The sequence below is a fragment of the Tepidisphaeraceae bacterium genome (genome assembly GCA_035998445.1).
In the GTDB taxonomy this organism is placed as follows: domain Bacteria; phylum Planctomycetota; class Phycisphaerae; order Tepidisphaerales; family Tepidisphaeraceae; genus DASYHQ01.
Genome location: DASYHQ010000008.1, coordinates 171,800 through 198,380, shown reverse-complemented (window position 1 = coordinate 198,380; position 26,581 = coordinate 171,800). Strand labels below are relative to the sequence as shown.

The 26,581-nt window shown below is 62.9% G+C and carries 25 protein-coding genes; 10 read left to right on the top strand and 15 right to left on the bottom strand.

Features of this window, described 5'->3' with window-relative positions:
- Window position 1: 1 nt before the first annotated feature.
- Together VGN72_02520 and VGN72_02515 are read left to right on the top strand one after the other, a co-directional pair.
- Complete coding sequence (locus VGN72_02520) at window positions 2–661, top strand: hypothetical protein (protein ID HEV7298211.1); 660 nt, start codon at window positions 2–4, stop codon at window positions 659–661.
- Window positions 662–675: 14 nt separating this feature from the next.
- Window positions 676–1,659: a hypothetical protein gene (locus VGN72_02515; GenBank protein ID HEV7298210.1), complete on the top strand. Its 984-nt coding sequence runs from the start codon at window positions 676–678 to the stop codon at window positions 1,657–1,659.
- Here VGN72_02515 and VGN72_02510 read toward each other — a convergent pair.
- The 5 genes from VGN72_02510 to VGN72_02490 all read right to left on the bottom strand — a co-directional run bounded on the left by VGN72_02510 (window position 1,595) and on the right by VGN72_02490 (window position 5,249).
- Complete coding sequence (locus VGN72_02510; GenBank protein ID HEV7298209.1) at window positions 1,595–2,632, bottom strand: membrane dipeptidase; 1,038 nt, start codon at window positions 2,630–2,632, stop codon at window positions 1,595–1,597. The two genes, VGN72_02515 and VGN72_02510, sit on opposite strands and share 65 nt — an antisense overlap.
- Before the next feature lie 264 nt (window positions 2,633–2,896).
- Window positions 2,897–3,391: a GNAT family N-acetyltransferase gene (locus VGN72_02505; protein ID HEV7298208.1), complete on the bottom strand. Its 495-nt coding sequence runs from the start codon at window positions 3,389–3,391 to the stop codon at window positions 2,897–2,899.
- On the bottom strand, window positions 3,391–3,816 hold the full coding sequence (locus VGN72_02500; protein ID HEV7298207.1) for a PIN domain-containing protein: 426 nt from the start codon (window positions 3,814–3,816) through the stop codon (window positions 3,391–3,393). Before VGN72_02500 ends, VGN72_02505 begins: the two co-directional genes overlap by 1 nt.
- On the bottom strand, window positions 3,817–4,098 hold the full coding sequence (locus VGN72_02495; protein ID HEV7298206.1) for a DUF2281 domain-containing protein: 282 nt from the start codon (window positions 4,096–4,098) through the stop codon (window positions 3,817–3,819). It lies immediately after the preceding gene.
- A 26-nt stretch (window positions 4,099–4,124) separates the two neighbouring features.
- Window positions 4,125–5,249, bottom strand: coding sequence for an aminopeptidase (locus VGN72_02490; protein ID HEV7298205.1), 1,125 nt, complete (start codon window positions 5,247–5,249; stop codon window positions 4,125–4,127).
- Between the two features lie 151 nt (window positions 5,250–5,400).
- Here VGN72_02490 and VGN72_02485 point away from each other — a divergent pair, with 151 nt between their 5' ends.
- The gene (locus VGN72_02485) at window positions 5,401–5,709 is read left to right on the top strand and encodes a hypothetical protein (GenBank protein HEV7298204.1); all 309 of its coding nucleotides are present in this window, start codon (window positions 5,401–5,403) and stop codon (window positions 5,707–5,709) included.
- 141 nt (window positions 5,710–5,850) lie between these two features.
- Here VGN72_02485 and VGN72_02480 read toward each other — a convergent pair whose 3' ends face one another.
- Window positions 5,851–6,729 (bottom strand): hypothetical protein, encoded by an 879-nt coding sequence (locus tag VGN72_02480; protein HEV7298203.1) that lies wholly within the window; start codon window positions 6,727–6,729, stop codon window positions 5,851–5,853.
- 136 nt (window positions 6,730–6,865) lie between these two features.
- Here VGN72_02480 and zwf point away from each other — a divergent pair, with 136 nt between their 5' ends.
- Window positions 6,866–8,410, top strand: coding sequence for a glucose-6-phosphate dehydrogenase (gene zwf, locus VGN72_02475; protein ID HEV7298202.1), 1,545 nt, complete (start codon window positions 6,866–6,868; stop codon window positions 8,408–8,410).
- 54 nt (window positions 8,411–8,464) lie between these two features.
- Here zwf and VGN72_02470 read toward each other — a convergent pair whose 3' ends face one another.
- A complete protein-coding gene (locus tag VGN72_02470; GenBank protein HEV7298201.1) occupies window positions 8,465–8,638 on the bottom strand; it encodes a Flp family type IVb pilin in 174 nt (57 codons plus the stop codon).
- Between the two features lie 264 nt (window positions 8,639–8,902).
- Here VGN72_02470 and VGN72_02465 point away from each other — a divergent pair, with 264 nt between their 5' ends.
- Complete coding sequence (locus tag VGN72_02465) at window positions 8,903–9,481, top strand: NADH-quinone oxidoreductase subunit C (GenBank protein ID HEV7298200.1); 579 nt, start codon at window positions 8,903–8,905, stop codon at window positions 9,479–9,481.
- Between the two features lie 5 nt (window positions 9,482–9,486).
- Here VGN72_02465 and VGN72_02460 read toward each other — a convergent pair whose 3' ends face one another.
- On the bottom strand, window positions 9,487–9,840 hold the full coding sequence (locus tag VGN72_02460) for a DUF5615 family PIN-like protein (protein ID HEV7298199.1): 354 nt from the start codon (window positions 9,838–9,840) through the stop codon (window positions 9,487–9,489).
- Entirely contained in the window at window positions 9,837–10,064 is a 228-nt protein-coding gene (locus VGN72_02455) for a DUF433 domain-containing protein (GenBank protein ID HEV7298198.1), read from the bottom strand. Before VGN72_02455 ends, VGN72_02460 begins: the two co-directional genes overlap by 4 nt.
- Before the next feature lie 54 nt (window positions 10,065–10,118).
- Between VGN72_02455 and nadB the strand changes: the two genes are divergently transcribed.
- From nadB to VGN72_02435, 4 genes are all read left to right on the top strand, one after another.
- Window positions 10,119–11,789 (top strand): L-aspartate oxidase, encoded by a 1,671-nt coding sequence (gene nadB / locus VGN72_02450; protein ID HEV7298197.1) that lies wholly within the window; start codon window positions 10,119–10,121, stop codon window positions 11,787–11,789.
- 146 nt (window positions 11,790–11,935) lie between these two features.
- The gene (locus VGN72_02445; protein ID HEV7298196.1) at window positions 11,936–12,664 is read left to right on the top strand and encodes an MgtC/SapB family protein; all 729 of its coding nucleotides are present in this window, start codon (window positions 11,936–11,938) and stop codon (window positions 12,662–12,664) included.
- Window positions 12,665–12,755: 91 nt separating this feature from the next.
- On the top strand, window positions 12,756–13,655 hold the full coding sequence (locus VGN72_02440) for a cobalamin-dependent protein (protein HEV7298195.1): 900 nt from the start codon (window positions 12,756–12,758) through the stop codon (window positions 13,653–13,655).
- Entirely contained in the window at window positions 13,618–14,181 is a 564-nt protein-coding gene (locus tag VGN72_02435) for a hypothetical protein (GenBank protein ID HEV7298194.1), read from the top strand. The genes VGN72_02440 and VGN72_02435 overlap by 38 nt, the downstream gene beginning before the upstream one ends.
- 87 nt (window positions 14,182–14,268) lie before the next feature.
- Here VGN72_02435 and VGN72_02430 read toward each other — a convergent pair whose 3' ends face one another.
- The gene (locus VGN72_02430) at window positions 14,269–15,372 is read right to left on the bottom strand and encodes a C45 family peptidase (GenBank protein ID HEV7298193.1); all 1,104 of its coding nucleotides are present in this window, start codon (window positions 15,370–15,372) and stop codon (window positions 14,269–14,271) included.
- 44 nt (window positions 15,373–15,416) lie between these two features.
- Here VGN72_02430 and VGN72_02425 point away from each other — a divergent pair, with 44 nt between their 5' ends.
- Window positions 15,417–16,145 (top strand): polysaccharide deacetylase family protein, encoded by a 729-nt coding sequence (locus VGN72_02425; GenBank protein HEV7298192.1) that lies wholly within the window; start codon window positions 15,417–15,419, stop codon window positions 16,143–16,145.
- 72 nt (window positions 16,146–16,217) lie between these two features.
- Here VGN72_02425 and VGN72_02420 read toward each other — a convergent pair whose 3' ends face one another.
- From VGN72_02420 to dxs, 5 genes are all read right to left on the bottom strand, one after another.
- The gene (locus tag VGN72_02420) at window positions 16,218–18,710 is read right to left on the bottom strand and encodes a glycoside hydrolase family 15 protein (protein ID HEV7298191.1); all 2,493 of its coding nucleotides are present in this window, start codon (window positions 18,708–18,710) and stop codon (window positions 16,218–16,220) included.
- A gap of 406 nt (window positions 18,711–19,116) precedes the next feature.
- Window positions 19,117–20,229, bottom strand: a complete 1,113-nt coding sequence (locus VGN72_02415; protein ID HEV7298190.1) for a PEP-CTERM sorting domain-containing protein — start codon at window positions 20,227–20,229, stop codon at window positions 19,117–19,119.
- 687 nt (window positions 20,230–20,916) lie between these two features.
- Window positions 20,917–22,347: an adenylosuccinate lyase gene (gene purB / locus VGN72_02410; protein ID HEV7298189.1), complete on the bottom strand. Its 1,431-nt coding sequence runs from the start codon at window positions 22,345–22,347 to the stop codon at window positions 20,917–20,919.
- Window positions 22,348–22,455: 108 nt separating this feature from the next.
- Window positions 22,456–23,541: a prepilin-type N-terminal cleavage/methylation domain-containing protein gene (locus VGN72_02405; GenBank protein HEV7298188.1), complete on the bottom strand. Its 1,086-nt coding sequence runs from the start codon at window positions 23,539–23,541 to the stop codon at window positions 22,456–22,458.
- 966 nt (window positions 23,542–24,507) lie between these two features.
- On the bottom strand, window positions 24,508–26,463 hold the full coding sequence (gene dxs, locus VGN72_02400) for a 1-deoxy-D-xylulose-5-phosphate synthase (GenBank protein HEV7298187.1): 1,956 nt from the start codon (window positions 26,461–26,463) through the stop codon (window positions 24,508–24,510).
- Window positions 26,464–26,581: the final 118 nt, after the last annotated feature.

Below are 26,581 nucleotides of genomic sequence, written 5' to 3'. Positions count from 1 at the left end.
GTTGCTGCCGGACCTGAAGTCGATGGACACGCCGCGAATTTGCCTCTGGGTCGCGGGCTTTGGCTTGGGGACGACTGGTCTGTTGGTCGCCACCCGCCCGTCGCGCCATGGCGGCGAGCCATTGGACGTTCGACTGACGCGCTTACTCGTGCGAATCGCGACGGTCATCGCGATCCCTTTCGTGCTGGTGCCCTTGCACCTGATGCAGGGCTTCCGCCGTCCGACCGGATGGCTTGACACCTATTTCAACCTCGCGTTCTACTGCTCGATCTGGGCGAGCGCGCTCCTGTTTTTGTACGCCGGTCAAATCGCCTGGCGCGCCGGTCGCCGTGTGACGGCCGTCGAGGCCTTCGCCGTCTTCGTGCTGGCATCGATTGTCTGGACGCTGGTATCAATGGAAACTGGCATCGAAGTACTTATGGGTGTCGGCGGACGTGTCAGCGAGATCATCAACGCACTACCGATCTCCGGCGTTTTGCTCACCGCCACGCTGGCTAGCGACCTTGTCAACATGCCAGGCGGCTTCGCAGCCGACCTCAGACGCGGAGTGATCTTGTTGGCGAGCTGTTGGTCGCTGTTGGTTTTGGTTCACCTGGCGTTGATGCCGGGACGCCGAATGGATGCGGCCGACGACGTGGAACGCACAATGGGTGACCAATGACGGACGCGGGTGGAATGACAAGTCGATCGGGCTCCAAGCGATTCGCCGACCTGCCCGACAGCGATGCGGCCTGTATCGGGTGCGGCTATTGCCTGCGCGGTCAGACGCTGGACGGCCGCTGTCCCGAATGCGGGACTGTGGTCGCCATGTCGGCGGCGAAGGCGGCCGATGAGTACGCGGGCATGCTCGCGGTGGGTGGGCAGAACGATGAACGAAGGCGGTCGGACCTGCGATGGGGGCCGTGGTTGATCATCGTGGCAATCGTAATCGAGGGTATTGCCCGCATGCTGCCGGAGGGCCCGGCGACGCTCGTGCTTCGGTCGGCCTTACGCGTGGCGGCTTGCATCTTGGCGGCAAGCGGTGTGTATGCCAGTACGCGCAGCGCGGTCGGTCTGAACCAGCCACGCTACGCGAACGCTGTCCGGCGTCTGCTACGCGTCATTGTCCTCGCAGGCGTCGTAGGGACGCTTTTGAAGGTCGCGGGAATCGGCCCATCGTACGGTCAGTTCGCTTACATCATCCCGCTGCTGACCCCCTACGTTCTCCTCGTGGGATCGCTGCTGTTCTACGTTTACGCCATCAGCGTCGCGCGGGCCTGTCGGCAGACCGCCGCGGTCACGTCGTGCGCGATCGTCCTGGTCCTGCTGTTGGGAAGCATGGTATTCCGGGCTCACGATATCTCGCAGATACTCGGTGCGTGGGGATGGATCAACTTTGCGAGCCCGTATGACCCGATGGCCCACTTTCCCATCGTAGGGTCCGGCTTTGCCCCGGCCGGCGACTTGCAACGCTGGTCTCAGGTCCCGGCCAACCCCAAACCGGCAGCCTCCGTGGCGTCGATGGTATTGGAACGGCTGTCGGCCGCTGTGGTCACCTTGGTCCGTTCCGACGCCGCCGGTTGGTTTTCGCTGATCGCGCTCCTGCAGCTTGCGTTCATGTCAGGTCGTCCAAACCTGGCAGGTTCTGCTGGAAATAGCGAAGCCAGTTCTCCCCCATAATGTTCTGGATATCCTGCACCGCGAAACCACTGGCGGCCAGCACGTCCGCGAGCTTGGGCAGATCAGCGCTGGTGGCGATTTCCTCGGGAATCTCATTACGACCCAGCCCGCCGTCCATGTCGGTGCCGATGGCGACATGGGTGGTGTCGCCGGCGAGGTCGCAGATGTGGCGGACGTGGGCGACGACGTCGTTCAGGGTCGCGCGGCGGTGGCCGTAGTCGGCGGGGGGTAAGAGGAACTTGTCGAAGAAGTTGATGCCGATCACACCGCCGCGCTCGATGATGGCGCGGATCATGTCGTCGGACAGCTGGCGGTCGGTCGGCACGATGCTGCGGCAGTTGCTGTGGGACGCCATCACCGGGCCGGCGGACGCCTTCATCAGCTGCCAGAACGATTCCTCGGCCAGGTGCGAGGCGTCGTGGATCATGCCCAATTCGTCCATCGCCTTTATCAGCGGATACGCCTCGGGCTTCAGCGGTCCGGGCGTGCCGGTGCCGCCGGCGTAGCGGGTTTCGCGCCACGCCAGGCCGACGATGCGCACGCCCGAATCGAAAAAGCCGGGCAGGTCAGCGGGGTCGCGCAGCGGGTCGGCGCCTTCCAACAGCAGGATGGCGGGCTGGGTGGCGTCCAACTCGTGATCGTGATCGTTGACGACTTGCTGTAACTGCGCCGGCGTGCGGATGAATGAGAAGTGGCCGGCCTCGCGGGCCTCCTCGTACCAATCCAGGTGCCGCACGCCCTCGCGGTACGCGTCCTCGGCCGACCCGTAGCCCGGTTTGCCGTCGAGGCTGGGCATGCAGAAGATCGTGGCGCAGATCAGCTTCACGCCGCCCTTGGCCAGATCGGGCAGGCCCACCGTGGGAATGCCACCCTCATCGGGCGGCTGATGCGCGGCGGGAGCCAGCACGTCGCGGCCGAGCAGGGCGTTGTAGGAGAGATCGAGGTGGGCGTCGACGATGAGCATGGGAGCCATTGTCGCTGAGCGTTACCGTTGAGTCGATGTGGAAATGAACGATGAGCAAGCCCGAATGACCAATGAATGCTCAATGCCAAATGCCCAATGCTCCAGATTCGTCATCCTGAGGTACTCCGAAGGATCTCTTCATTCCTGCCTGCAAATACGGGGGGGAGATCCTTCGGAGTACCTCAGGATGACGATCGCGGGGGAGGGTTTGGACATTGGAGCTTGGTCATTTACTGGTCATTCGGGCTTGGTCATTGGTCATTCCTTTCCGCCTCACAACATCATCTGCATGTAAATCACGTCCAGCCAGCGGCCGAACTTGTACCCCACCTGATGCAGGCGGCCGACGCGGGCGAAGCCGGCGTGTTCGTGGAGGACGATGCTGGCGGACTGTTCGCTGTCGATGGAGGCGATGATCGTGTGGTGGCCGATCACGCGGGCCTGCTGAATCAGTTCGGCCAATAGGGCCTTACCGATGCCCAGACGGCGCTGGTCGTGGCGGACGTAGATCGAACTCTCGACCGTATTGCGAAACGCCTCGCGCTTGTGGAACTCGCCCAGCGACGCCCAGCCGACGATCCGCCCATCGCGCTCGGCGACGATCACCGGGTGCAGCCCGTCGTACTTGGCAAACCACGCCGCCCGCTCTTGTAGCGACATCGGGCGCGTCTGGTACGTTGCGGTGGAGGAGCCGACGTAGTGGTTGTAGATCTCGTTGATCGACAGCAGATCGGACGCGATGGCAGGGCGGATGTCGAGGCCGTCCATTAGGGGCTCCCCGGTGTGGTCCGTCTTTCGGCCACGGCTTGTCCCGGCGACTTGCCACCTCGCGGAGTCTTTGTAAAGTCGGCATCAAACGTCACGATCGTCGCGTTATTCGCCTCCGCAGCGACGTACTGATAAGCATCGTCGTAGTCCAAACCCGTCGACAGCATGCACTTCAGCACGCTGGGTAAGTGGGACGGCAGGATGGTGATGACCGTCACCTGCGGAGCCAGCAGCAGATCGTCGGCAAACTCGACGGCTTTGGCGTGCATGTTCAGTCTGTGCAGCTTCAGGATGATGCTGTGCGTCGAGAAATCCGTGATCAGTAGCTCGCGCGGAGAGATGGATCGAAAGAACTGATCGGCCTCGTTGGCGTTCGCTTGTAAAAGCAGGGATTCGATCCAAACGTTGGTGTCGACCAGATACATTTAGTCTCCGTCGAGATGCGTTTTATCTCCATCGGTTCTCGTAGCGTGGGGCGCAACGGAATCCGCCCACTCATCGCGAATTGCATGTGCGAGTTCGACACCGGAGGCGTACTGATCGCGCAGATGCGCCAACCCACCAGCCCAGCTGAGAGACAGTCGGCGATCGGGGACCGCTTGTTCGGGATTCGGCCGGCGCGACTGAAGGAACTCTGCGAAATCTTCCAACTCCCTGATCGCGTCAGGAGACATCCCGTTGATCGCTTGTTCAAGTCGTTTGGTCATCGCGGCCGCTCCTTAGTCAATCGCTATTATAGCCCCGGCATGCCCTCTTTGGTGAACTTTCCGTCCACGATGATCTTCACGCCGTCCACTTCCACGAAGCCACCTTGGCGAAGGTCGACGACCATGTCCCAGTGCAGGCCGGACTGGTTGTTGTTGCCGCTTTCGGGGTAGCCGGCGCCGAGCGCGAAGTGGACGGTGCCGCCGATCTTTTCGTCAAACAGGGTGTTGCGCGTGTACTGCTGGATGTCGTAGTTGGTGCCGATGGCGTTCTCACCGATGTGGCGGCTGCCGGCGTCCATGTCGAGCATGGAGATGAGGAAGTCCTCGCCCTTGGCCGCGCTGGCGTCGACGACCTTGCCGTTGCGGAACGTCAGCTTTACCCCATCGCACTCGCGGCCGTGATGGACGGCCGGGAAGCTGAAGTTCATCTGTCCCTCGACGCTGTCGATCACGGGGCCGCTGAACACCTCACCATCGGGGAAGTTCTCGTGGCCGTCGCAGTTCACCCAGGTTTTGCCTTCAAGGCTCATGCGCACGTCGGTGCCGTTGGCGGACACAACGCGGTACTCCTTCTTGCCCTGCAGGAAATCCACGAGGCGCTGTTGGCGCTCGCTGACCTTCTTCCACGCCGCGACCGGGTCGGGGTGGTTCAGCAGGCCGGCGTTGAAGACGAAGTCCTCGTACTCGGCCAGGCTCATCTCGGCGTCCTGGGCGGGCGCCTGCGACGGGTACTGCGTGCCGACCCACTTCAGCGATCCCTCGGCGGCGCGCTTCATGAAGATGTCCATGAGCGGCTTGCGGGCCGCCTGTGTGGCGCCGATCTTTTTCGGATCGCAGTTGCTGAGGGCCTTGGTGTTTTCCTCAGCCCAGATGCCGATGCTGCAGTCGATGCGCTCGTACTCGTATTGGCTGATCGGGTTGCACCACTTCAACTGTTCGTCCGTGGCGTTCTTCAGGAAGATCTCGTTGAGCTCTTCGGGCACCATGCGCACGGCCGGGTGACCACCGGCGGCCAGCACCTTGCGGTAGAGCTCGACGATCAGCGGCTGGGCGATCGGGGGGCCACTGATGCGGACAACCTGGTCCTTCTTCACGGCCGTCGAGTAGTTCACCAGCACATCGGCAAGTCGTTCCAAGCGGGGGTCACGCATAGGCCGCGATTGTAGGGATGGCGTTCCCGGTGGCCAACCCTGCCGGGACGCTAACCGGACGCGTCGCCGAATTTTCCGTTCATATTTTGCAGGCTGGCGCGATGGCACCGGCGGCTTACATTCGGTTGTCGTTTCAAAATAGGAGAACTTTATGCTTCGTTTGATCAAGTTGGCGGTTTACGGGCTCATTGGCTACGCGATTTACGAGTTCTACCGCGGGGTTACCATGACCGGTGGTGGCCAGCAGGGTGGCGGATCGATGACCGGCGGCGGTGGACAAGGTGGCTACTCCGGTCAGGGCATGGGCGGGCAGGGTCCGTCGCTGGGTCAGAACCCGCAGTCGATGAATACGCCGCTCATGGGCGGCTCGGAGTCGCCCCAGGGCATGCTGGTGCCGACGCAGGACGCGGACGGCGGCTCGGTCACGCACTCGGTCGGCCGGGGCGTCGTACATCGATAAGATCGATAAGGTTGCGTGAGACGTCCAGATTAGCCGGCGGCCGAGACATCATCGCGACGTCTCGGCCGCCCGCCTCCGCCTCTCATCCTCGCTCCGCACGTGCAGCGGTCACGCGCCAAAACGGCGGTTGAAAATCGCGTGTCAACCCCACATCAGGGGCGCCAGGTAAAGTCCACCGCGGCCCCAGCCGCAGCGCGAGACGTACCACTGGCCGTCCAAGTCCTGTGCAACCTCGGCGGCGTGGGCGGGAATCTCGCCAACCATCTCGTTGATGTCGAAGTGGAACGGGTCGCGCGAGGCGAAGACCTGAGTGCGGTCGTAGTCGCGGCCGTAGTCGTAGTCGTCGCTGATGCTGCGTGGACCGATGAACAGGTAGAACGCGCCGTCCTTTTCCACCACGAACGGCGACTCGGTGCCGCCGCCCCATTTGCCTTTGAAGCGACAGGTGAAGACCGTGCGCGGCTCACGCCAGTGCACCAGGTCGTCGCTGACCTGCGCCGCCACGATGTGCCACCCACCGGCCGGCTCGCTGGTGGCGGTGTAGTACATCACCCACTGGTCGCGCACGCGGATGACGCACGGATCGCGCCCGTGGAAGCCGGCCGTCACCACCGGGTTGTCAGCCACGCGCTGCCATTGGCGCAGGTCTGGCGAGGTCGCGAGGTGAATGCGGTATTGCTCGTCGTTGTTGCCACCGGCGCAGTAATACATGTAGTACATGCCGCCGTGCCGCAGCACGTGGGGCGCCCAGAGGTGCGTTTCCCCCGCGGCCGGGTCGGCCGTCAGCGCGAACGGTTGCTTCGTCCACGGACCACCCGCCAGCGATGCCGCCGTCGCGTGCGCCAGCGACTTTTCCTCCGCGGAATTCGCCGGCTCGGCGTGCGTGATGCCGAACATGTGCCACAGCCCGTCGTGGCCGTGCACAAAACAGTGGTCGTTGATGTACCACGGCTCCGCCTCGCCAATGCTGGGATCATAGATGTGCGTAAACGGTCCGGCGGACACGCGGTGGGTGATCATCGCTGCGATTGTACCTTTGCTCCCCACGCGCGTCTGCGTCTGACCGGCGATAACCGTCGCCAAACGAGGCGCGCCGCCCGTGGCATTCCGGCGGCGTTTCGGTAAAACTTCCGGGTCGACTAGTTGAAGGATATTTATGCCAACTGCCCCCGCGTGCGCGATCGTCATCTTTGGTGCCAGCGGCGACCTGGCCAAGCGGAAGCTTATCCCGGCGCTGTTCGAACTGGCGCGCGAGAACACGCTGAACGATGCGTCGTACCTGGTCGGTTACTCGCGCTCGCCGATGACCGACGAGCAGTATCGCCAGGAGTGCTACGACGCGATCAAGAAGTTCGCCCGCAACGGGATGGACGAGGCGCTCTGGAAGAAGCTCGAGCCGCGCATCTCGTACCAGTCCGGCGACTACGGCGACGCCGCCAGCTACGCGAAGCTCGCCGACTCGCTGAACGGTTACGACAAGCAGTTCGGTGGCGGGGGCAACCGCCTGTTCTACCTCTCAACCCCACCGGCGGCGTTCGAGCCGATCATCACCCAACTGGGCCAGCTGAAGCCGGCCGGCAATGGTGACAATGGGTCGGGCAAGAAGATCTGGCAGCGCATCATCATTGAGAAACCCTTTGGGCGCGACTTGGACAGCGCCAAGAAGCTGAACGCGCTGCTGCACAAGTACTTCGAGGAAGAGCAGATCTACCGCATCGACCATTACCTGGGCAAAGAGACGGTGCAGAACCTGATGGTGCTGCGGTTCGCCAATGCAATCTTCGAGCCACTGTGGAACCACAAGTACATCGACCACGTCCAGATCACGGTCAGCGAGACGCTGGGCGTGGGCAAGCGGGGCGGCTACTACAACTCGAGCGGCGCGCTGCGCGACATGGTGCAGAACCACATGTTCCAGCTGATGGCGCTGGCGGCGATGGAGCCCCCGACGGCGCTGGACGCGGTAAGCATTCGCGATGAAAAGGTGAAGGTGTTCCGGTCGATCCGCCGGATTAACCCCGAGCGCGTCGACGACTTCGTGGTGCGCGCCCAGTACGGCGCCGGCGAGGCGGGTGGGGAATCGACGCCGGGCTATCTGAAGGAAAAGGACGTGCCTGCGGAAAGCGGCACCGAGACGTTCGCGGCGCTGAAGCTGTACATCGACAACTGGCGCTGGAGCGGCACGCCGTTCTACCTGCGCACGGGCAAGTCTTTATCGCAGAAGGTCAGCGAGATTGCCGTGCGGTTCCGCTCACCACCGCAGACGCTGTTCCAGCGGCAGTGCGACACGCAGTTGTACCCCAACGACCTCATCATCCGCGTGCAGCCGGACGAGGGCATCAGCTGGCGCATCAACGGAAAGGTGCCCGGCGGGCAGGGGCAGCTGAACATCAAGCCCGTCGCGCTCGACTTCCTGTACAAGACGACCTTCAACGTCGAACCGCCCGAGGCCTACGAACGCCTGATCTCCGACGCCACGTTCGGCGATCAGACCCTCTTCATCCGCGGCGACGAGGCCGAGGCCGCTTGGGCGGTGGTCGACCCGATCGAGCAGGGCTGGGCGATGTCCAAGAAGCCGCCTGCCCAGTACGCGCCAGGATCGTGGGGGCCCAAGCGGGCGCAGGATTTGATCGAGAACGACGGCCGGCGCTGGCTGCACACCGGGGGAGAGGTCGAGCCGATTATCGCGTGTTCGTTGTAAGGCGGAGGAACCTCCCCGCTGAAGCGGGAAGGCCGCCGTGGTGGGGTCGGGGTTTTAGAAGCTGTGGCTGTCGATGGAGGTCCATTTTGCCAGGACCTTTTCACCGAAGACCGTGATCATCGAGATCGACGCGACGCTGATGATGCCCAGGATCAGCGCGTACTCGATGATCTCCGTGCCGGATTCGTCGCGTACGATCGACCTGAGCGTGTCCTTGATACGTCGCATGGCGTCGTTCTCCGAACTCCCCGATCAGGTATCCAGCCTGAAAGCCCGCGCAACCTGACTGGCCACTTTAGTGGCCGGTTCTTACGAGGGGTGCGCAAGCGCGGTAAGGCGTGCGGTACGCACTCAAAATGAGGGGCGTCGAAGGCTGCTAATCCATATTTCGGTCGATTGGCTGCCCCACTTAACCCGGGCTCCATCGCTTGACGGCTTGGCCGGGCCGCTCAACAATTGCCCGCGTTCGTAGACGCCGTTTAAAGGAAGCCGATGCCCCGTACGATCAACCATCCTGCCCTGGCCCCGCTGAAAGCCAAGTTTCCCGACATCGGGCTGAAGGTCGGCGAGTTCCGCGACATGGTGACAATCGTCGTGCCGTGCGAGCATTTGCTCGACGTCTGCCGTTACCTGCGCGACGACCCGGCGTTGCGGTTCGAGATGCTGGCGGAGCTGAACGGCGTCGACTACCTGAACTACCCCGGCGCCAAGGATCGCTTTGCCGTCAACTACGGTCTGAGCAGCCTGTCGCGCAACGACCGCCTGTGGCTGAAGGTCTTCCTGAACCCCACGCAGGATACGGTCGGCGGCACGCCCCTGCGCGACGAGGACGCCGAGGCCGACGGTGACCCCGGCCTGAAGGTCCCCAGCGTCACCGGCATCTGGCCCGGCGCCGAATGGATGGAGCGCGAGGCCTACGACATGTTCGGCATCATCTTCACCGGCCACCCCGATTTGCGCCGCCTGCTCACTTGGAACGGCTACGGCAACTACCCGCTGCGCAAGGACTACCCGCTACGCGGTAACGGTGAACGCGAGAACTACAAGATCATCACGCGCGAAGGGGCGTAGTGACGTTACGGGAGGGGTATCCGACGAACGCGCCGAGCCGTCACTGTGACGAAGTGCCCGACCACCGCCTGCTCGATATCAGGCCAGAACGATTCGACAACGGAGAGGCGTTCGGCTTCCGTCGGCACGTCAATTCGCAGTAACACTACGCCCACCGCACGCAGGCCGAGCCTGAACACGAGTTCGCCGAAGTCTTTGTCGCTGGTCAGAATTACGCGGCCTTCATCTACCGCTCGTTTCAGGATCTCCGCATCCGACGTGCTTGGCGGGAATGTCGCGGCACGCAACACGTCGTGACCGAGCGTCTCAAGATGCCGGACGATCAGCCAGCCGATGTGCGCGTCAGCGAGGATCCTCATCGCGCCGCGACCAGTTCGTCATTGCGTATGGTGGCGGCAGCGTACGCGAGAGCCGCGGGGATGTGTTCGGGTCGCAGCCCCTCATAGTTGGACAGCAGGTCGTCCGCAGTGGCGCCTTGGGACAGTCGGTCCAGGACGAATTCGACCGTGATGCGCGTGCCACGGAAGACCGGTTTACCTAACATCACCTGCGGATCTCGATCGATGTACTGCGTCCAGTCCATTGACTGATTGTACCGCGCTGTCTGCGTTTCGCTTAGTATTCTTCGCGATAACTTATGTTCGAAGCCCTCACCCAACGCCGTTATTTGGTCCCGTTCAAAGCGTCCCGCCTGCCGCAGCAGGTGACGGACGTGCTGGTCATTGGTGGCGGTGTCGCGGGGCTGCGTGCGGCGATCGCGGCGGCGGACGCGGGGGCCGACGTGCTGATCCTCACCAAGGACTCCGTCGATGAATCCAATACATGGTACGCCCAAGGGGGCGTGGCGGCGGTGTTGCAACCGTTGGATTCGGTGGAAGCGCACATCAAGGACACCGAGATCGTTGGCGTCGGATTGTGCGATGAAGAGGCAGTCCGCATCACCGTCGAAGAGGGGCCCAAGCGCGTCCTCGAACTGCTTCAGTGGGGCGCGAACTTCGATAAGCAGGCCGGCAATGCGTACGACTTGGCCTATGGCCTCGAAGGGGGCCACAGCTACGCGCGCATCCTGCACGCCTACGGTGACGCGACGGGCAAGGAGATGGCTCAGACGCTCATCCGCAAGGTGCGATCCAGCGACAACATCCGCATCAGCGAGAACACCTTCGCGATCGACCTCGTCACCGACGATGGCCGTTGCGTAGGGGCACTGGCGCTGATCGATGGCAAAGAAACGCTCATCTGGGCCCAGCGGACGATCTTGGCCAGTGGCGGGGCGGGCCAGCTGTATCGCGAAAGCACGAATCCGAAGATCGCCACCGCTGACGGTCACGCGATGGCGTACCGCGCCGGGGCGAAACTGCAGGACATGGAGATGGTGCAGTTCCATCCCACCACGCTCTACATCGCCGGTGCCAGCCGTGCATTGATCACCGAAGCCGTGCGCGGCGAGGGCGCGTACCTCGTCGATCGCAACGGTTACCGCTTCATGTTCGACTACCACAAGGACGGCGAGCTCGCGCCGCGCGACGTGGTCAGCCGGGCGATCGTCGAACAGATCCGTCGCACGCACTTCACGCACGTCTTCCTCGACGCGCGACACCTGGAACAAACAAAGTTCCGCGAGCGCTTCCCGCAGTTGCAGAAGCTGCTGACCGACTTCGAACTGGACTCCGCCAAGGACCTCATCCCCACGCACCCCGCGACGCACTACATGATCGGCGGTGTGGACGCCGACGAGATGGGCCGCACGAGCCTCAACGGTTTGTACGCCGTCGGCGAAGCCAGTTGCAGCGGCCTGCACGGGGCCAATCGATTGGCAAGCAATTCGCTGTTGGAAGGTCTGACCTTCGGCGCCCGCGCCGGTGAGGACGCCGCCCGCGAGGCGACGGCAAACGCCGTGAAGTTCCCGCATCACCTTGAATACAAGATTGACAAGAGCAACAAGACCGAGCTGGACATCGTCGACGTGAAGAGCTCCCTGCGCAGCGTGATGTGGCGCAACGTCGGCATTGAGCGCGACGGCGACCGCCTGACCGAGACGCGCGAGATCATCGCGTTCTGGAGCCGCTACGTGATGGACAAGACCTTCAACCCCACGACGCTCGGCCAACCCGCCGCCGTCGCGGGTTGGGAGTTGCAGAACATGCTGACGGTCTGCTTCCTCGTCACCACCGCCGCCTACACGCGCACCGAGAGCCGCGGCGCGCACTATCGCTTGGATTACCCCGAGCGCCTCGACGACCACTGGCGCCTTCACCTGCTGTGGCGCCGGCCGATGGAGACGCCGATTCCAGAACCGATTGAGTAGCGGCCTCTTTTCCCTCTCCCGAAGCATGCAGGAGAGCGACCGGAGCGCCCCGAAGTTCGGCCGCTCAACTCCAGACATTCCTTCCTCTTCTCCAATTGTTAAGAACTCGTTAAGATCCGCCGTTCCAACCTGCGGTAACGCCCTCAATGAACCCATTCGATCAGTACCTGCACCAGTTCCTGTCCGATATCGGCTGGACCGCCGAAGCGATCTTTCGCCTGCTGTTGGCCGCCACTGCCGGTGGGCTGGTGGGGGCCGAGCGGGAGATCCGTGGCCGCGAGGCGGGGTTCCGCACGCACATCCTCGTCTGCATGGCCAGCGCGCTGGTGATGGTCGTGTCGATCCAGATGACGCGCACCGACTGGGGCGGCGCCGGGGCGGGTGTGCATGTCAACGTCGATCTGATCCGCATCGGGTACGCGGTGATGACGGGCATCGGCTTCCTGGGCGCCGGCACGATTCTGCAGACGAAGGGTTCGGTGCGCGGCCTGACGACCGCCGCCGCCATGTGGTCCGTCGCCGCCGTTGGGCTGGCCGCCGGCTTCGGGATGTACTCGCTGACGATCATCGCGGCGACGCTGATCGTCCTGACGCTCTGGCTGTTCAACTACGTCGGCGACGCCTTCCCACGCCGCCGTTACCGCACGGTCAAGCTGCGCTCGACCTGGACGCCCGAGCGCGTGCCGGAGGCGGTCGACCTGTTTAAGAACACGCTCGTGGAGGTGGTTGAAACCAGCTTCGAGCGCACGGGCGATCTTAGCTCGGTCGACATCCAGCTGCGCGTCGTCTTCTCGAGGCGCCGCCACTACTACGACGTGGAACGGCAACTTCATTCGCTGCGTGACTTTCAGTTGGTCTCCGCGCAGACGACCTGACGGCCGGCCCACCGCGACTGCAACATTCTCACCGCTCGGACATGGAGTAGCATGACTCCCACCACTTTTGGGGCCGTGAATGAATGTTCTGATGATCCTGCCAGCACTGACCGAGGCGAAAGGGCCGTTCTGGCGACCGATTAAGTACTCGCTGTTTCCCCCGTTAGGATTGGCAACGCTGGCGGCCTACCTCGACCGCGATCTAGATCAGGTGCAGATCATCGACGAACACGTTGAAGGCGACGTGCCAATCGACCGTCCGCTGGCGGACGTGCCGGATCTGGTCGTGATCCAGGTCTACATTACCAATGCACGACGGGCCTATCGGCTGGCCGACTACTATCGCGCGCAGGGGGCATTCGTGGCGCTTGGCGGCCTGCACGTCACCAGCCTGCCAGATGAAGCACGGCCACATGCCGACGTGATCTTCCTCGGGCCCGGCGAGCACACGTTCCCGCAGTTCCTGCGCGATCGGCGCGCCGGCGCGGTGCGCGCGCAGTACAACTCGGCCGACCACCCGCGCACGCTCGTCGGCCTGCCGCCGGTGCGGCGCGATTTGATCCATCGACAGCGCTACCTCGTGCCCAACTCGATCGTGGTGACGCGCGGCTGCCCGTTCCACTGCGACTTCTGCTACAAGGACGCGTTCTTCGAAGGGGGCAAAACCTTCTACACGCAGACGGTCGACGATGCGTTGTCCGAGATCGCGCGGCTGCCGGGGCGGCACCTCTACTTCCTCGACGACCACCTGCTCGGCAACCGCGCCTTCGCGCGCGACCTGTTTGCCGGAATGAAGGGGATGAACCGCATCTTCCAGGGTGCAGCGACCGTCGATTCCATCCTCAAGGGGCCCGCGATCGAGCAGGCGGCCGCTGCGGGATTGCGGTCGATCTTCGTCGGATTCGAATCGCTGGATGAGGCAAACCTGCGGGAGACGAACAAGGGGCAAAACCTTGGCAAGGATTACGTCCGCGATCCGTCGGCTGGATGATCTGGGCATCATGATCAACGGCAGCTTCGTGTTTGGCCTGGACAACGACGGCCCGGACGTGTTCCGCCGCACCGTAGATTGGGCCGTGCGCAGCGGCATCACGACGGCGACGTTCCACGTCGCCACGCCGTACCCGGGCACGGGGTTCTTCAAGCGAATTGAGTCGCAGGGGCGACTGCTGACGCGCGATTGGGACCGCTACGACACGCGGCACGCGGTGTTCCGGCCGGCGCACATGTCGGTTGACCAACTGGAGGCCGGCTACCGCTGGGCGTACCGCGAGTTCTACTCGTGGCACAACATCGCCACCGCCGCGACGCACCACGCAACGGTGGGACGGTCGGCCAAGCATTTCGCGTATGCCGCGGGGTGGAAGAAGTTCGAGCCGCTGTGGAACGCAGCGATCAAGACGAAGCAGCTGCGCGTCATGCGCCCGTTGCTGGAAGGCGTGCTGAAACACGTGAGACCAGCAAGCACGTCACCGGACGCGGCCAAGCCGAAGCACGAACTCGTCGTGTTGGATTAAACGCACGGCACCGCTCGCCCAGCTGACGGGGGCAGAAAACGGGACGGGTGACCCGTCCCGTTTTCTGCGTACGTGCGGGAACCATCGCTAGAATCGCCACTCGATCGCGTGCGCTTTGTCGTAAAGCCCTCTGAACGCCATCGCCGTCCCCGTGGCGTAATCGACCGCGATGCCGCCGCAGGTGCAGGCGGCGGCGGGGTCCTGGGGCTTCGGAAAGCAAACGCAGTCGCATAAGGCGCCCGCTTCGAAGAAAGCGGCCCTGGCGACGGTCCCCGTTACCTCGGCGGCGGGATGGTCGGCGAAGAACGCGTCGAGCGCGGCCAGGCGCGCGTCGGTCGACGTGCTCCGGCGAGCGACAATCTCCTCGGAATTCAGTGCGCCAACGAAGTGGTTCGTGTGGCCGATGGCGGCGACCATCTCGCGCGCGACGTGACCGGTCTGCTCGTGCCGCAATCCGGTCGTCTCGATGTTGAATGCCTCATCTCGATCGCTGACCAGGTAGTTATGGCCCGAACTGGGCAGGTTGGCCTTCAGCGTCGCGACCGCGGCGTGAGCGGTGCGCTGGTCGAGCATTTGCCGCACCAGGCCGGGCCAGACAATGCCACCGCGGTTCGTCTGGCGGCAATGGAAGTTATTAATCATCACGCTGACGCCGGCCGCGTTCACACCGCACAGGCCGAGGCAGCCGGTTAGGGTCAGCACCCGTGCGGGCACGGTGGCGTTGGGAAGGTCGAGCAGTAGGGTGAACGGCTCGGCCGATGCGTGCATGTCCCACGTCTGAGCCGCGAAGTTGATGTGGGGGCCCTTGATCGCCATCGCCGAGCAACCGTCCTCGACTGCGGGTCGGTCGCTCGCGGAGAAGTCGCGCAGATCCGTGTATCCGTTCAGGATGATCAGCTCACGCAGCGACGTGCCGGATCCGGCGCCGATGCCTTCCAGTTCCGCCAAGGTCGCCGGGTAACGCGTGGCCAGCGTGTGCAAGTGATCGTCGCACAGCCGCTCGACCTGCGCGGTCGTCCAGCCGCGCAGCGCGGTCGCCAATAGGTCCGAACGAATCGCCGCCAGTTCGCGAATCTCGCTGGCGAATGCCTCGCCGTGTTGAGCGCCCCACGCGCGCGGGTCGGTGCCGGTCAACTGTAGCGTAAGCAGTTTCGCGGGGTCGCGTGGTGTAGTGGGCGTGGATCCGTCCATGGCGATTGTATCCGTCGGCCGTTGCGAGCATTCTTAGCGGACGTATGACACCACCAAACCGTTTCGCCGGCAAGCGCGCCGCAGTCAGTTTGACGTACGACGACGCCATGCACGCACAGTTGGACCACGCGATCCCACAACTCAATCGCGCCGGCTTTCGTGGCACGTTCTTCATCAACACGCGGTCGGGCGAGTGCATTTCCCAACGGGCCGACGAATGGCGGCAAGCGGCGGCCAGCGGGCACGAGTTGGGCAACCATACGCAGTACCACCCGTGCCCGCAGAAACCTGGACAACCGCCGAACCCGCGGGCGAGCGAGGCGTACTCACTGGCCCAGATCGAACAGGAACTGGTGGACGCCGAAAAGGACTTGGACGCGATCGTGCCGGTCCCGGCAGGGTCACGGTCGTTCGCGTTTCCGTGCGGGGTAAGTTGGGTGGGTCCTGAACGCACCAGCTATCGCCGTGCCACCGCACGTATGTTCGCAGCGTGCCGAGGGGGTGGCGTGCCGGATGATGTGCCCGCACATCGCGAGAAGTTCTTCGCCGGCCGCGGCGTGACCGACGCCACGCCACAGGAGACGATCATCGGCTACATCGACGACGCCATCGCGCGCGGCGATTGGCTGATCTACGTCTTCCACGGTATCGGCGGGGGGTGGCTGTCGCTGGCAAACGAGCGCCACGAGCACCTGCTGGCCGAGCTACGACGGCGCGAGGCCGACGTTCACGTCGCGCCGTTCGGCGATGTCGCGAGGATGCGGCGCGCGTGAACGCGCGCTGGGGCCAACGTCATCGGGCGGCCGCTATTACCCCGAACGGCCCTCCGGCACCTCGCGTGCCCGTCACGCCAGCTCTGCCTCGGCGTTGTTCAGCACCGTCGGCGCGGCGTTAGGGTCGTTGGCGGGTTGCAGTTTCAGCGACACGACGTCGGTCGGGCAGACCTCGACGCATTGGCCGTTCAAATCGCACTTGTTGAGGTGCCTTAGGTCGATCAGTGCCTTGCCGTCGACCATTTTCAGCACGCCGGGCTCGCAGTTGGCGACGCAGACGTCGCAGCCGATGCAGTCCCTTATGTCGATCGCGAGCGTGGCCTTCATCGGCTGCTTGCTGCGCGGGTCGACGCGCTGGAAGTGGCCGATGGGGCTCATCGTCTCGCGGCTCTCGACGTTCTCGAACTCGGCTTCCAACCGGTCGAAGGTCGCCTGCGATTTCACCTCCACCGGGCCGGGGCGGCGCAGGCGGTAGACGGGTTGGTGACAGGTGTCGCACAGCTGCAGGCTCTCGAGCTTCTCGAGGTACTTGATGGCGGTGCTGACGACGGTCGCGTGGCTCCACGTTAACGGCGACACGCTGATCGGCTCGTTCGTGTACGGGTTCACCTGTTCGGCCAGCACGCCGGATTCCAAACTGTGGCCGGCGGTCCACTCGAAGATGGGCAACGCCAGCTTCAGGTCGGCGGCGTTCTGGGCGCGCGTGATGAAGTAGTCGGCCAGCCACAGCGTGCAGATGAACCACGGGTTCCCCGGCACGGCGGCGATGTCGTTGCTGATGCGGTGGTAGTAGTCGTTCTCGTAGCGCGCCACGCCGCCCACGCGCGTCTTCACCCACAGTTTCTGCTCGACCTGCGTCATCGTGCTGACGACGCGCGGGTCGTCGGCCTCGAACAGGTGGAACTTGAAGATGCTGTAGAGCGAGGCGTCAATCACCTCGTCCACCTCGTAGAACTCGCCGATCGCCTCGTCGTGCGACAGCGGCACCTTCTCGGCGTATGGCGTGTCGCCGTTCTGCGTGGCGTTGGTGGGGGGCGTCGGGCTGTCCTTCGGCACCAGCCGGCGAACGAAGCGGTCGAGCTTCTCACTAAACAAATACTTTGCGGCGCCCGCCTTAATCTCACCGGCGGCCTTGGCGTACTTCTCGGCACGCTCGCGGTCACCAAAGCAGACGGCGAAGTTGCGGGCGGCTTTCAGGCCGCCGTAGACCGTGGCGACGGTGAAGGCATGCACGCCCCAGCGCTCTTCCCAAAGGTCGTACGACGGCAAAGGCAGGCCCGTGCGCTCGTCGCGATACTTGCACATAAAGTCGGCGGCCTTCTGGACCACGTCGACCCAGAGCGGGCGGATGAACTCGATGTCCCGGTAGCGGTAGTAGTGCCGCCACATCGCCCAGACGACCAGCGCGGTCTCGTCCTCCTGAATGGGCATCGCCCGCTGGCCCTTCATCACCCAGGGGTGCCAACTGGACGCCGGCGAACCGTCGGGGTTGTACTTGTGATAGAAGTAGCCCTCGTCGGTGATCACGCGCTGGCAGAAACTGTAGAACCCGCGCGCCACGTCGGGGAAGCCGGCCAGATCAAGCGAGTCAGCGACAAGCGCACCGTCGCGCGGCCACATATAGGAATACGTGTCGCGGGAGAACTGCATGATGTCCGAATCGTTGGCCGCGATGATCGCGCCACCGTTGTCGATCTGCGTGCGCAGCACGAGCAGGCTGCGCTTGAACAGTTCCACGACCTTCGCCGGCAAATTGCCGAAGTTGATGTTCGTGCCACCCACCCACAGACGCCAGTAGCTGCCCGTGCGGTCGATGACGCCTTGCGGGCCCATCTTCACGAGCCACTTGTGCAGCTCGATCAGCTCCTCGCGGCTCTCGGCGGCGGTGAAGGCCATGTAGATCGTGCGCTCGCCGTCGGGCTCAAGGTTCACGTGATGGCTGATCGTGCTGTCGACCGCGCCCTGCGCGATCGCGTTGCCCTGCAGGTGGCCGTCCTCGGCGTCGCGCCAGGTGCCCTCGGCGCCGTGGAAGCCACTGGTGCCGGTGGCGTACTCGTCGATGCGCTGCTCGCCCTGGCTGTAGAACGTCACGCTGATGTACCGCTTGCCGCGGTAGTGGACCATCGAGCGCAGCTCGGGATCGAAGTAGGCGGTGTCGCCGATCTTCGTGCCCCACATGTTGAAGTCCTGGTGGTGCATGATGCGCACCACGCGCTCGTTGCTCGTCAGGTTCTTGACCTTGATCTTGCGGATCAGGATGTTGCGGTGGAAGTCGACGACATCGTTGCAATACATCGCCAACTTCATGCCGCGATGCTCGAGGCTGACGCTGGTGGTCAGCGTGTCGCGCAGGTAGCGCTGGCGGACGATCCACGAGCCGTCGCTGGTCCAGGAGAGCTGTTCCTTGCCCGTGCCCGGCACGTCGCTGTGGACACCAAATCGGCACGGCCCGGCGCCGGCGTGGTTCTCCTGACCGACGTGGGGGAAGTAGAAATCGCGGATCTGGTACTGGTGGTCGAAGGTGACCAGCAGCTTGCCATTACCAACGGGGATGTCACGGGGCATGCGTCTTCGCTTTCAGTGCAAAAGTTATCAGACCGAGAGCGCAACCTGCCCCAAGCGGGCAATGAGGAGGCCGGGCAATCGATTTCTTCGGCAGAATCGGGCCACTCGCTTAACGCGATCAGGATGACGCGGGTTGGTTTCTTTGCATGTACAGCGCGGCAGGTTGGCCCGGTTCCGCGCGATTATATGCGCACGGTGGGCACATCCGAAAGCGAAGCCGGGCGATTTATGCAAAAAGTGCGGGTGTTATCGGGCTGGGCTTGCCTGGTCGTCGCTCTTTTTCAGAACGACGATGCTGCGCCAGATGAGCATGGGCAAAACAAGAACGCCTGCTGCGGTCTTGGATAGACCACAGCAGGCGTTGAACGATGAGGATCTTCGAACGACCCATTGGTCGCCCGCTTAGTTACTTGGCGCTGCGGCGACGACCGAAGCCCAGCACACCGGCGGCCAGGGCGATTATGCCCATCGCGGCGGGTTCGGGGACGGCCGTCGGGCTCTCGTATAGGAACGCGAGCGTGCCGGTCGGATCAAGACCACCGGGGCTGCGGTTGATCTTGACGCCGTTCGAGTCGTAGTTGGTGTTGTCCTGCAGCGTGTCCGTCGGGAAGACGTTCGGGTTGGTCCAGTCGACCAGTTCGGTGCCCGAACCGGTGACGTCACCGCCGACCAGCGCGAACCCGTAGATGGTCGAACCCAGCTGGGCCAGGTCGGTCAGCGACACGAACACGCCACCGAGCGAGTTGCGGACAACCGCGCTGGGGGCGAACTCGGCGTCGGAGCCCTCGTAGTTATCGCGGCGAAGGACGATGTAGTCCTGCTTTTCGCTCAGGTCGGTGTTGCCCCAGTTGCCCAGGCCGAAGTTCAGGATCGACCCGAACGACGTCGGGTTGCCATCCTGATCGATGCCGGTGATCGCCACGATGCCGAACTCGTCGTGATCGCCCTTGTTGCCGCGCTCGATCACGGCAAAGCCACGGCCCGTGTTGACCGAGATGCCGTTGGCGAAGACGAAGTCGACGCGTTCGATGTTGCTGAAGTTCGAGTTCGCGTCAGCACGGTTGGCGAACATGTTGTCGACGCCGACGTTCAGGTTGTTGCCGGAGAACATGTCGGCCAGGCTCTGGGCCTCTTCACCGTACAGGTCGAGCGACGGACTGGACGCGTTGCCATTGCCACGGAAGAAGACGATATCGGTGTCGGGCGTCGCCGTGCGGCGGTAGACATGGGTCGCCGACATGCCGGGCTGATAGCTCAGCCCACCGGCGATGATCGAATCGACCCGGCGGATGTCGCCGGTGTAGTTCAGGTCGTATTCGTTCTCACCCGAAATGCCACCGGTGATCGGCGCGCCATTACCATCGACACCGTTCTGGCTCGACGATGTACCCGACAGGTTCGTCACGGTCAGACCGGTGATGGTCGTCGCCGCCGACAGGGGCGAGGCGATCAACGCGACGGCGACCAACGCCGCGCGGTTCAACGAAGCAACAGACACAGACTTGGAAACAACAGGCATCTTTTCCCCTTTATCGGACTGATGCGCCGTCACAACCATTGGGACGTCGCACCAGAACATCGATAACACGATTTACAATACATTCACCGAAACAAGCCAATGGCGTCAGACGATTCGGGACAGGTCAAACAAACCGGCCGAATATACCCACTGACGCACACGCGACCCCGACGATATCCCATCATCGCAAGTCGCCATCGCTTCGTGTCGAGGCTGGCATCTGCCGACGCTACGCATGCCACGCGGAAATGGATGTGTCGTGCGGTAGGTCTCACCTTACCGCGACACCTCGCTCCAACCGCATTCCCGTAGCGGTTCAAGCGTCCAACGTTCCGACGCATGCTAAGTAAAACTTCGATCGCAACGCGAAATGAAGATCTACCCGCCTCTACCCACTTCATAGCCTGACGGCTAACGCTACGGAATCTACCCCTAACCTGGCCCATCAACAACTGCAAAATTCATTGTTTTTCTTGGGTAAATAGGTGGTTTGTGCGGTCCTATCGCAAGATGAATTGAATGCTAAATAATCTCGTGCAACAGTCGCGAGTTATCGGGCGGGAACATACGCAGGGGATGTAACATTCCTTACGAAATGCATGCGCCTTGCACGTGCTGCTTTCGATTCGAGCTTCCCATGCCCCGAAACCCACACGAACACGCCGCATTGTCCAAACATTGCCGGCATCACACCTTCAGCGTCGGGGTCTGACCGAGGCTGGCGCGGTAGCGGTCGCGGATCGGACCGACGACGGTCTCCACGAACCGCTCCACCTGTTGCGGCGCCCGGCCCACGTATGCCGCCGGCGCCAGCACTTGGCTGAGGTTGATCGACTTGAAGGCCGGTTCGTTGCCTAGGCGGTCCATCAGGTCGTTGGGCTTACCGTGTTGCTTCACCTGCTGGGCCGCGGCCTGCGAGTGCTGGCGGATGACCTCGTGCAGTTCCTGACGATCACCACCGGCGCGCACCGCGGCCATCAGGATCTCTTCGGTCGCCATAAAGGGTAGCTCGGCCATCACGGCGTTCTCGATCGTCTTCGGGTAGACGACCAAGCCGCGCGCGACGTTGATGACGATCTGCAGGCAGCCGTCGAGCGCCAGGAACGCCTCGGGGATGCTCAGCCGTTTGTTCGACGAATCGTCCAGCGTGCGCTCGAACCACTGCTCGGCGGCAGTCTGCAGCGGGCTGCTGGCCAGCGTGATGACGAACCGCGCCAAACCGGTCGCGCGTTCGCAACGCATGGGGTTGCGCTTGTACGCCATCGCGCTGCTCCCGACCTGCTCGGCCTCGAATGGTTCCTCGACCTGCTTCATGCCCGCCAGCAGCCGAACGTCGTTGGCGAACTTGTGCACGCTGGCCGCCGCGCCGGCGAGCGCGCTGACGATGAACGCATCGACCTTGCGCGGGTAGGTTTGCCCGGTGACGTCGAACGACTTCTTGAAGCCGAAGCGCTCGGTCACCCGCCGATCGAGCGCATCGCACTTGGCGTGGTCCCCATCGAACAGCGACAAAAACGACGCCTGCGTGCCGGTCGTCCCCTTCACGCCGCGGAACGCGAGCGATTCGATGCGGTGTTCGAATTCCTCCAGGTCCAGCACGAGATCTTGCGCCCACAGCGTCGCCCGCTTGCCGACGGTCGTCAGCTGCGCCGGCTGGTAGTGCGTGTACCCCAGCGTCGGCAAATCCTTCCACTGCACCGCAAACGTCGCCAGCGCATCGATCGCCGCCGCCAGCTTGCCGGCCAGCAGGCGCAGGCCCTCGCGCATGATGATGAGATCGGCGTTGTCCACGACGTACTGCGAGGTGGCCCCCAGGTGAATCAATCCTTTGGCCGCCGGGGCGACTTCCTCAAACGTGTGCACGTGCGCCATCACGTCATGGCGAAGCCGCTTCTCCCATTTGGCCGCCAGGTCGAAGTCGATGTCATCGAGATGGGCCTCCATCTGGCCAATCGCCTCAACCGAGATGCGCTCGAGCCCCAGTTCCCGTTCCCCTTTAGCCAGTTCCACCCACAGCCGCCGCCACAGGCCGAACTTGTAGCGGGGGGAGAAGAGGCGGAGCATCTCGGGACTGGCGTTGCGGGAGGCGAGGGGGGATTCGTAGGTGTCGGATTGCATCGTGCTGGAGATAGTACCGGAGCCGCAGGGGAAGAAAAGCAAAGGTCCAATCCTTCCGGACTGGACCTTTGATTCGATCGAAAAGTTGTGGCAGCGACCCCTTGTTTACTAGGGGGCCGTCCAGTTGGTTGGCATATTATAGTGAACCTTAACGTCAGCCGCGATGTAATTCACGCCACCCGTGCCCGCAGAAGTGTTGGACATTGTTGTACCGCGTGGCACCCACATTTCCGGATTGCAGGCGTCCATCTCCGCCATATTCTCTGCATGACCATCGAAGAAGACCATATTCATACGATATACGCCTGCCTTCTGGCCGGATTTCGTCGTGCCGTGCCGGAACGATAGGACACGTCCGTCATAGCCGTTCTGGGTGCCAAGATATACCTGGCGGTCCCATGAGCGACTAAAGCCCCAGAACGGTCCGTAGTCCGTGAAGTTCGAATTCGTATAGTCTTGGTCGGTGAACAAGTAGTAGGTGGGCGGACGATTGTATCGATACACGCGCAGCCCATCAGCAATATAAACCTTACGAGAAGCCGGTCCGACTTTGCTGACTTTGGGTGAATAGCCGCCCGGTAGAACCCAATACGGCGCGTCGTTCATGCGGAGTCGGCCGTTCATGTCACTGGTTGAGCCGTTGAACGACGCGCTGGGCATGCTGGCATAAGGCATGAGCATGAAGCTTAATGCACTGACGTAGGTGTTCACCGGTCCTGCGCCGACATCATAAGTGCCGCTACCTGAGATCGAAAGCATGTCGGCAGCTGAGGGGCAACGAAAGGACTTGACCTGCCGATAGTCGTTCCAGCGTTCCCCATTGTTCGTACGAGCTGGCAGCTTGGTGCCGGTCAGGGATGCCAGTGGACCATAAAAATCGAAAAACTCCAAGGCAGGGCCCGGGTTCGTGTTCCAAAGGAAGGTATTGGAATATGCAGTTCCAGTCACCCGCCAAAGGTTGCGTCCGGTCGTGTGAGGCGACCCAGGGATCGCCCCCTTGTTCTCCGTAGAGTATATCGCCATCGCTTGGCCGAGCGATCGAAGGTTTGCCAAGCATGCGACTGTGTTGGCCGCGGCACGCGCCTTGTTCAATGACGGCAGGAGGATCGAGATCAGGAGTGCGATGATCCCGATAACGACCAGCAACTCTACCAGCGTGAAGCCGGCGGCTCGTCCGTTAAGTGAAGTCTTCATTTTGCTGTCCCTTAGTTGCGCGTCAGTTAGCCCTATACTCGGATCGTTTAACGGGTGCATAATTCGGAACTGGCGGCGGGTTGTCTTTGGCCACCAACCGATCACATGTGGGACAGAAGGTGGGGCCTGCTTTGCGTGCGTCACTGTTGTGCAACACGACCGTAGGAGTTTCCCCAATCGACCCGTCCACGTTCCAGTAACAGAGCTCTCCCATGATTCCAGTTTTCGAACCGCTGTAGGGCGACATCACCGGGACCGTGTCACCTTCGCTGAGTTGGTACTGGAAGGTCTTCCCAGTCTCGGTGCAGATGAAATAGCCGGTCCGTGAAGTTGACGCCGCCTCACTTTGGCCCAGGTTGCCCCGGATCGACACCAACAGGATGCCGATCGCAACAACCAGCAGCAACGCAGCACTTTGCTTACCCCGTCGAGACTCCGTGAACTCACGAATGCCCATTGATCACTCCAGCGAGCCCCATCGCAATCTCTCAGATGTTCACTCAGGCTATCAGCTCAACAATCCACTGCGAGTATTTTATTGATCCTCGACAGGCTACTTATCTTCGGCCCGTGTTAGGCTTCGATGAGTAAGGCACCGTATTTTCAATGTGCAGCTGGTAACGTTCATTAACAAAAGACGTGCCGAATCACCCAGCATCAGTTTCTGGTCATCGCATCGCGCATCATTCTAGCATGCGACGCGTTTCTGGCTTTCTCACGCCGCATTTCTAAGCAGCAGCGACGACTCCGCTGGCAGCGATAAATTGAGGGTAACCCATGAGATGCGCGACTTATCGTACGGGGAAACCCTTGAGGAGTGCTTTGTTACGTGGCAGGTGAGCCTCATCGAGAATCGCGCGTAAGCGTTTCCAAACGGATCGAGTCGATGCGTATGGAACCGGTAACCGATCTACTGCGACCGAAGCTGTCGTCGGATGAAGGGCGCAGCGGATTCTGCATACTGCATCAGGTGAACAGCCGTGACGCGGCTGGGCGACTCGTCTGCAAGACCTCACGGACGCTGCGGGCGATGCCCGCGGGGTCCAAGCCAATCTCCGTCAACTGCTCTTGCCGCGTCGCGTGGCTGATTAGCCGGTCGGGCATGCCGAGGCGGGTGATCGAATCAGTCGACAGGTGGTTCGCGATCGCGTGTTCGAGCACGGCGGTGCCGAAGCCGTTTTGGAGGCTGTGGTCTTCGATCGTCAGCACCGGGTGGCCGTCGCGCAGGACGCGAGAGAGCATCGCGGCGTCCAAGGGCTTGCAGAAGCGCGCGTCGATCAGGCGCACGTTCAACCCCTCCAGCAGCAGCGCGTCGGCGGCGGCGAGGGCGCTTTCCATCAGGGCGCCGTAGACGATCAAGGTGGCATCCGGCTCGTCGAAGTCGCGCAGCGTGCGGCTGTGGCCCAGCTTCCATTCGGCGGTGGCCAAGCCGGCGAGCGACTGGTCGACGATCGCCTCGAAGTTGCACGCCGGCACGTTATCGCGCGGGTAGCGCAGGGCGCTGGCGGTGTCGAGGGACATGGCCAGCCGCAGGGCGCGGTTCAGTTCCGCCTCGTCGCTGGGCGCCATCAGGACCATACCAGGCAGCGGGCGCAGGAACGATTGATCGCAGAACCCGTGATGCACGGCCCCGTCGTCGCCGACGAAGCCGGCCCGGTCCATCGCGAACACGACCGGCAGGCCGTTCAACACCACTTCCTGCCACACCTGGTCGAACGCCCGCTGGATGAACGTCGAATAGATCGCCGCCACCGGTCGCTGGCCCGCCTTGGCCATGCCGGCGGCCATTGCAACCAAATGCGATTCGCAGATGCCGGTGTCGATGTAGCGGGTCGGGTGCGACTTCTGGAACTTGCTCATGCCCGTGCCGTCGGGCATGGCGGCCGTCAGCGCGACGACGCGCGAATCGGTGTTGGCCAGCTCGATCATGGCGTCGGCGAACGCGGTCGTCCACGACTTGCCCCCGCCGGCCTTCATCTCCACCCGGCAGCCGTTCACCTGGAAACTCGCGGGGCTGTGGAATCGCGTCGGCTCGTTCAGGGCAATCTCGTAACCCTGGCCCTTCTTGGTCTTTACGTGGAGCAGCACCGGCTTGTCGACGTGCTTGATCTCGGACAGGAAGTTGACCAGCCCCGGCAGGTCGTGGCCGTCGATCGGGCCCATGTATTTAATGCCCATGGCCTCGAACATCTGCCCGGCCCACATGGCGCCCTTCACGCCGGAACAGAGCGCGTTCCACGCCTGCTCGATCGGGTGCCCGATGGGGTTCGGCAGCGCGTGCACGAGCTTTTCGCTGAACCGCTTGAATTCTTCGTAGGTCGTGCTGACGCGCACGCGCTCGAGGTACTCGCTGAACGCGCCTTGGGGCGAGCTGATGCTCATGCCGTTGTCGTTCAGGATGATCAGCATCTGCCGCTTGAGCGTGCCGGCGTTGTTCAGCCCTTCGAACGCCAACCCGTTGACGATCGATGCGTCGCCCACCACCGCGACCACGTGGTTGCGTCTGCCCGCGGCCGCATCACCCCGCGCCATGCCGACGGCGGTGCTGATGGCGGTGCCGGCGTGGCCCACCGCGAACAGGTCGTAGGGGCTTTCATCCGGGTTCGGGAACCCGCTAACGTGCCCCTTCTTTCGCAATTTCGTGAAATCGTTCGCCCGGCCGGTGAGCATTTTGTGCGGGTAGCACTGGTGACCCACGTCGAACAGCAGCCGGTCTGGGCCGGTCGGATAGGGGCCGAACTGGTAGCAGTAATGCAGCGCGATCGTCAGTTCGACCACGCCGAGGTTCGATGCCAGATGCCCGCCGTTGGTGCTGACGGCCGCGATGATGCGCTCGCGCAGTTCGCTCGCCAAGACCGGCAGTTCCGTGAGGGACAGCTTCCGCAGATCCGCCGGCGTGTGAACTTTGTCGAGCAATGGCATTCGGTTGGGACTCCTGGTGAGATCATACGCCGGAAATCCGTCTCCGGTTGCAGGAGATATTGCAAACGAAATGGGCGCGTGGATCAAGACTTGGGAGCGTTCGGGGTTTGTCCGATGC

Coding starts and splice junctions, on each gene's coding strand:
- VGN72_02515 (HEV7298210.1), top strand. CDS start 676: ATGACAAGTCGATCGGGCTCCAAGCGATTCGCCGACCTGCCCGACAGC.
- VGN72_02510 (HEV7298209.1), bottom strand. CDS start 2,632: ATGGCTCCCATGCTCATCGTCGACGCCCACCTCGATCTCTCCTACAAC.
- VGN72_02455 (HEV7298198.1), bottom strand. CDS start 10,064: ATGGACTGGACGCAGTACATCGATCGAGATCCGCAGGTGATGTTAGGT.
- VGN72_02465 (HEV7298200.1), top strand. CDS start 8,903: ATGCCCCGTACGATCAACCATCCTGCCCTGGCCCCGCTGAAAGCCAAG.
- VGN72_02500 (HEV7298207.1), bottom strand. CDS start 3,816: ATGTATCTGGTCGACACCAACGTTTGGATCGAATCCCTGCTTTTACAA.
- VGN72_02490 (HEV7298205.1), bottom strand. CDS start 5,249: ATGCGTGACCCCCGCTTGGAACGACTTGCCGATGTGCTGGTGAACTAC.
- VGN72_02505 (HEV7298208.1), bottom strand. CDS start 3,391: ATGGACGGCCTCGACATCCGCCCTGCCATCGCGTCCGATCTGCTGTCG.
- nadB (HEV7298197.1), top strand. CDS start 10,119: ATGTTCGAAGCCCTCACCCAACGCCGTTATTTGGTCCCGTTCAAAGCG.
- VGN72_02445 (HEV7298196.1), top strand. CDS start 11,936: ATGAACCCATTCGATCAGTACCTGCACCAGTTCCTGTCCGATATCGGC.
- VGN72_02440 (HEV7298195.1), top strand. CDS start 12,756: ATGATCCTGCCAGCACTGACCGAGGCGAAAGGGCCGTTCTGGCGACCG.
- dxs (HEV7298187.1), bottom strand. CDS start 26,463: ATGCCATTGCTCGACAAAGTTCACACGCCGGCGGATCTGCGGAAGCTG.
- VGN72_02420 (HEV7298191.1), bottom strand. CDS start 18,710: ATGCCCCGTGACATCCCCGTTGGTAATGGCAAGCTGCTGGTCACCTTC.
- zwf (HEV7298202.1), top strand. CDS start 6,866: ATGCCAACTGCCCCCGCGTGCGCGATCGTCATCTTTGGTGCCAGCGGC.
- VGN72_02495 (HEV7298206.1), bottom strand. CDS start 4,098: ATGACCAAACGACTTGAACAAGCGATCAACGGGATGTCTCCTGACGCG.
- VGN72_02485 (HEV7298204.1), top strand. CDS start 5,401: ATGCTTCGTTTGATCAAGTTGGCGGTTTACGGGCTCATTGGCTACGCG.
- VGN72_02430 (HEV7298193.1), bottom strand. CDS start 15,372: ATGGACGGATCCACGCCCACTACACCACGCGACCCCGCGAAACTGCTT.
- VGN72_02470 (HEV7298201.1), bottom strand. CDS start 8,638: ATGCGACGTATCAAGGACACGCTCAGGTCGATCGTACGCGACGAATCC.
- purB (HEV7298189.1), bottom strand. CDS start 22,347: ATGCAATCCGACACCTACGAATCCCCCCTCGCCTCCCGCAACGCCAGT.
- VGN72_02405 (HEV7298188.1), bottom strand. CDS start 23,541: ATGAAGACTTCACTTAACGGACGAGCCGCCGGCTTCACGCTGGTAGAG.
- VGN72_02415 (HEV7298190.1), bottom strand. CDS start 20,229: ATGCCTGTTGTTTCCAAGTCTGTGTCTGTTGCTTCGTTGAACCGCGCG.
- VGN72_02480 (HEV7298203.1), bottom strand. CDS start 6,729: ATGATCACCCACCGCGTGTCCGCCGGACCGTTTACGCACATCTATGAT.
- VGN72_02425 (HEV7298192.1), top strand. CDS start 15,417: ATGACACCACCAAACCGTTTCGCCGGCAAGCGCGCCGCAGTCAGTTTG.
- VGN72_02460 (HEV7298199.1), bottom strand. CDS start 9,840: ATGAGGATCCTCGCTGACGCGCACATCGGCTGGCTGATCGTCCGGCAT.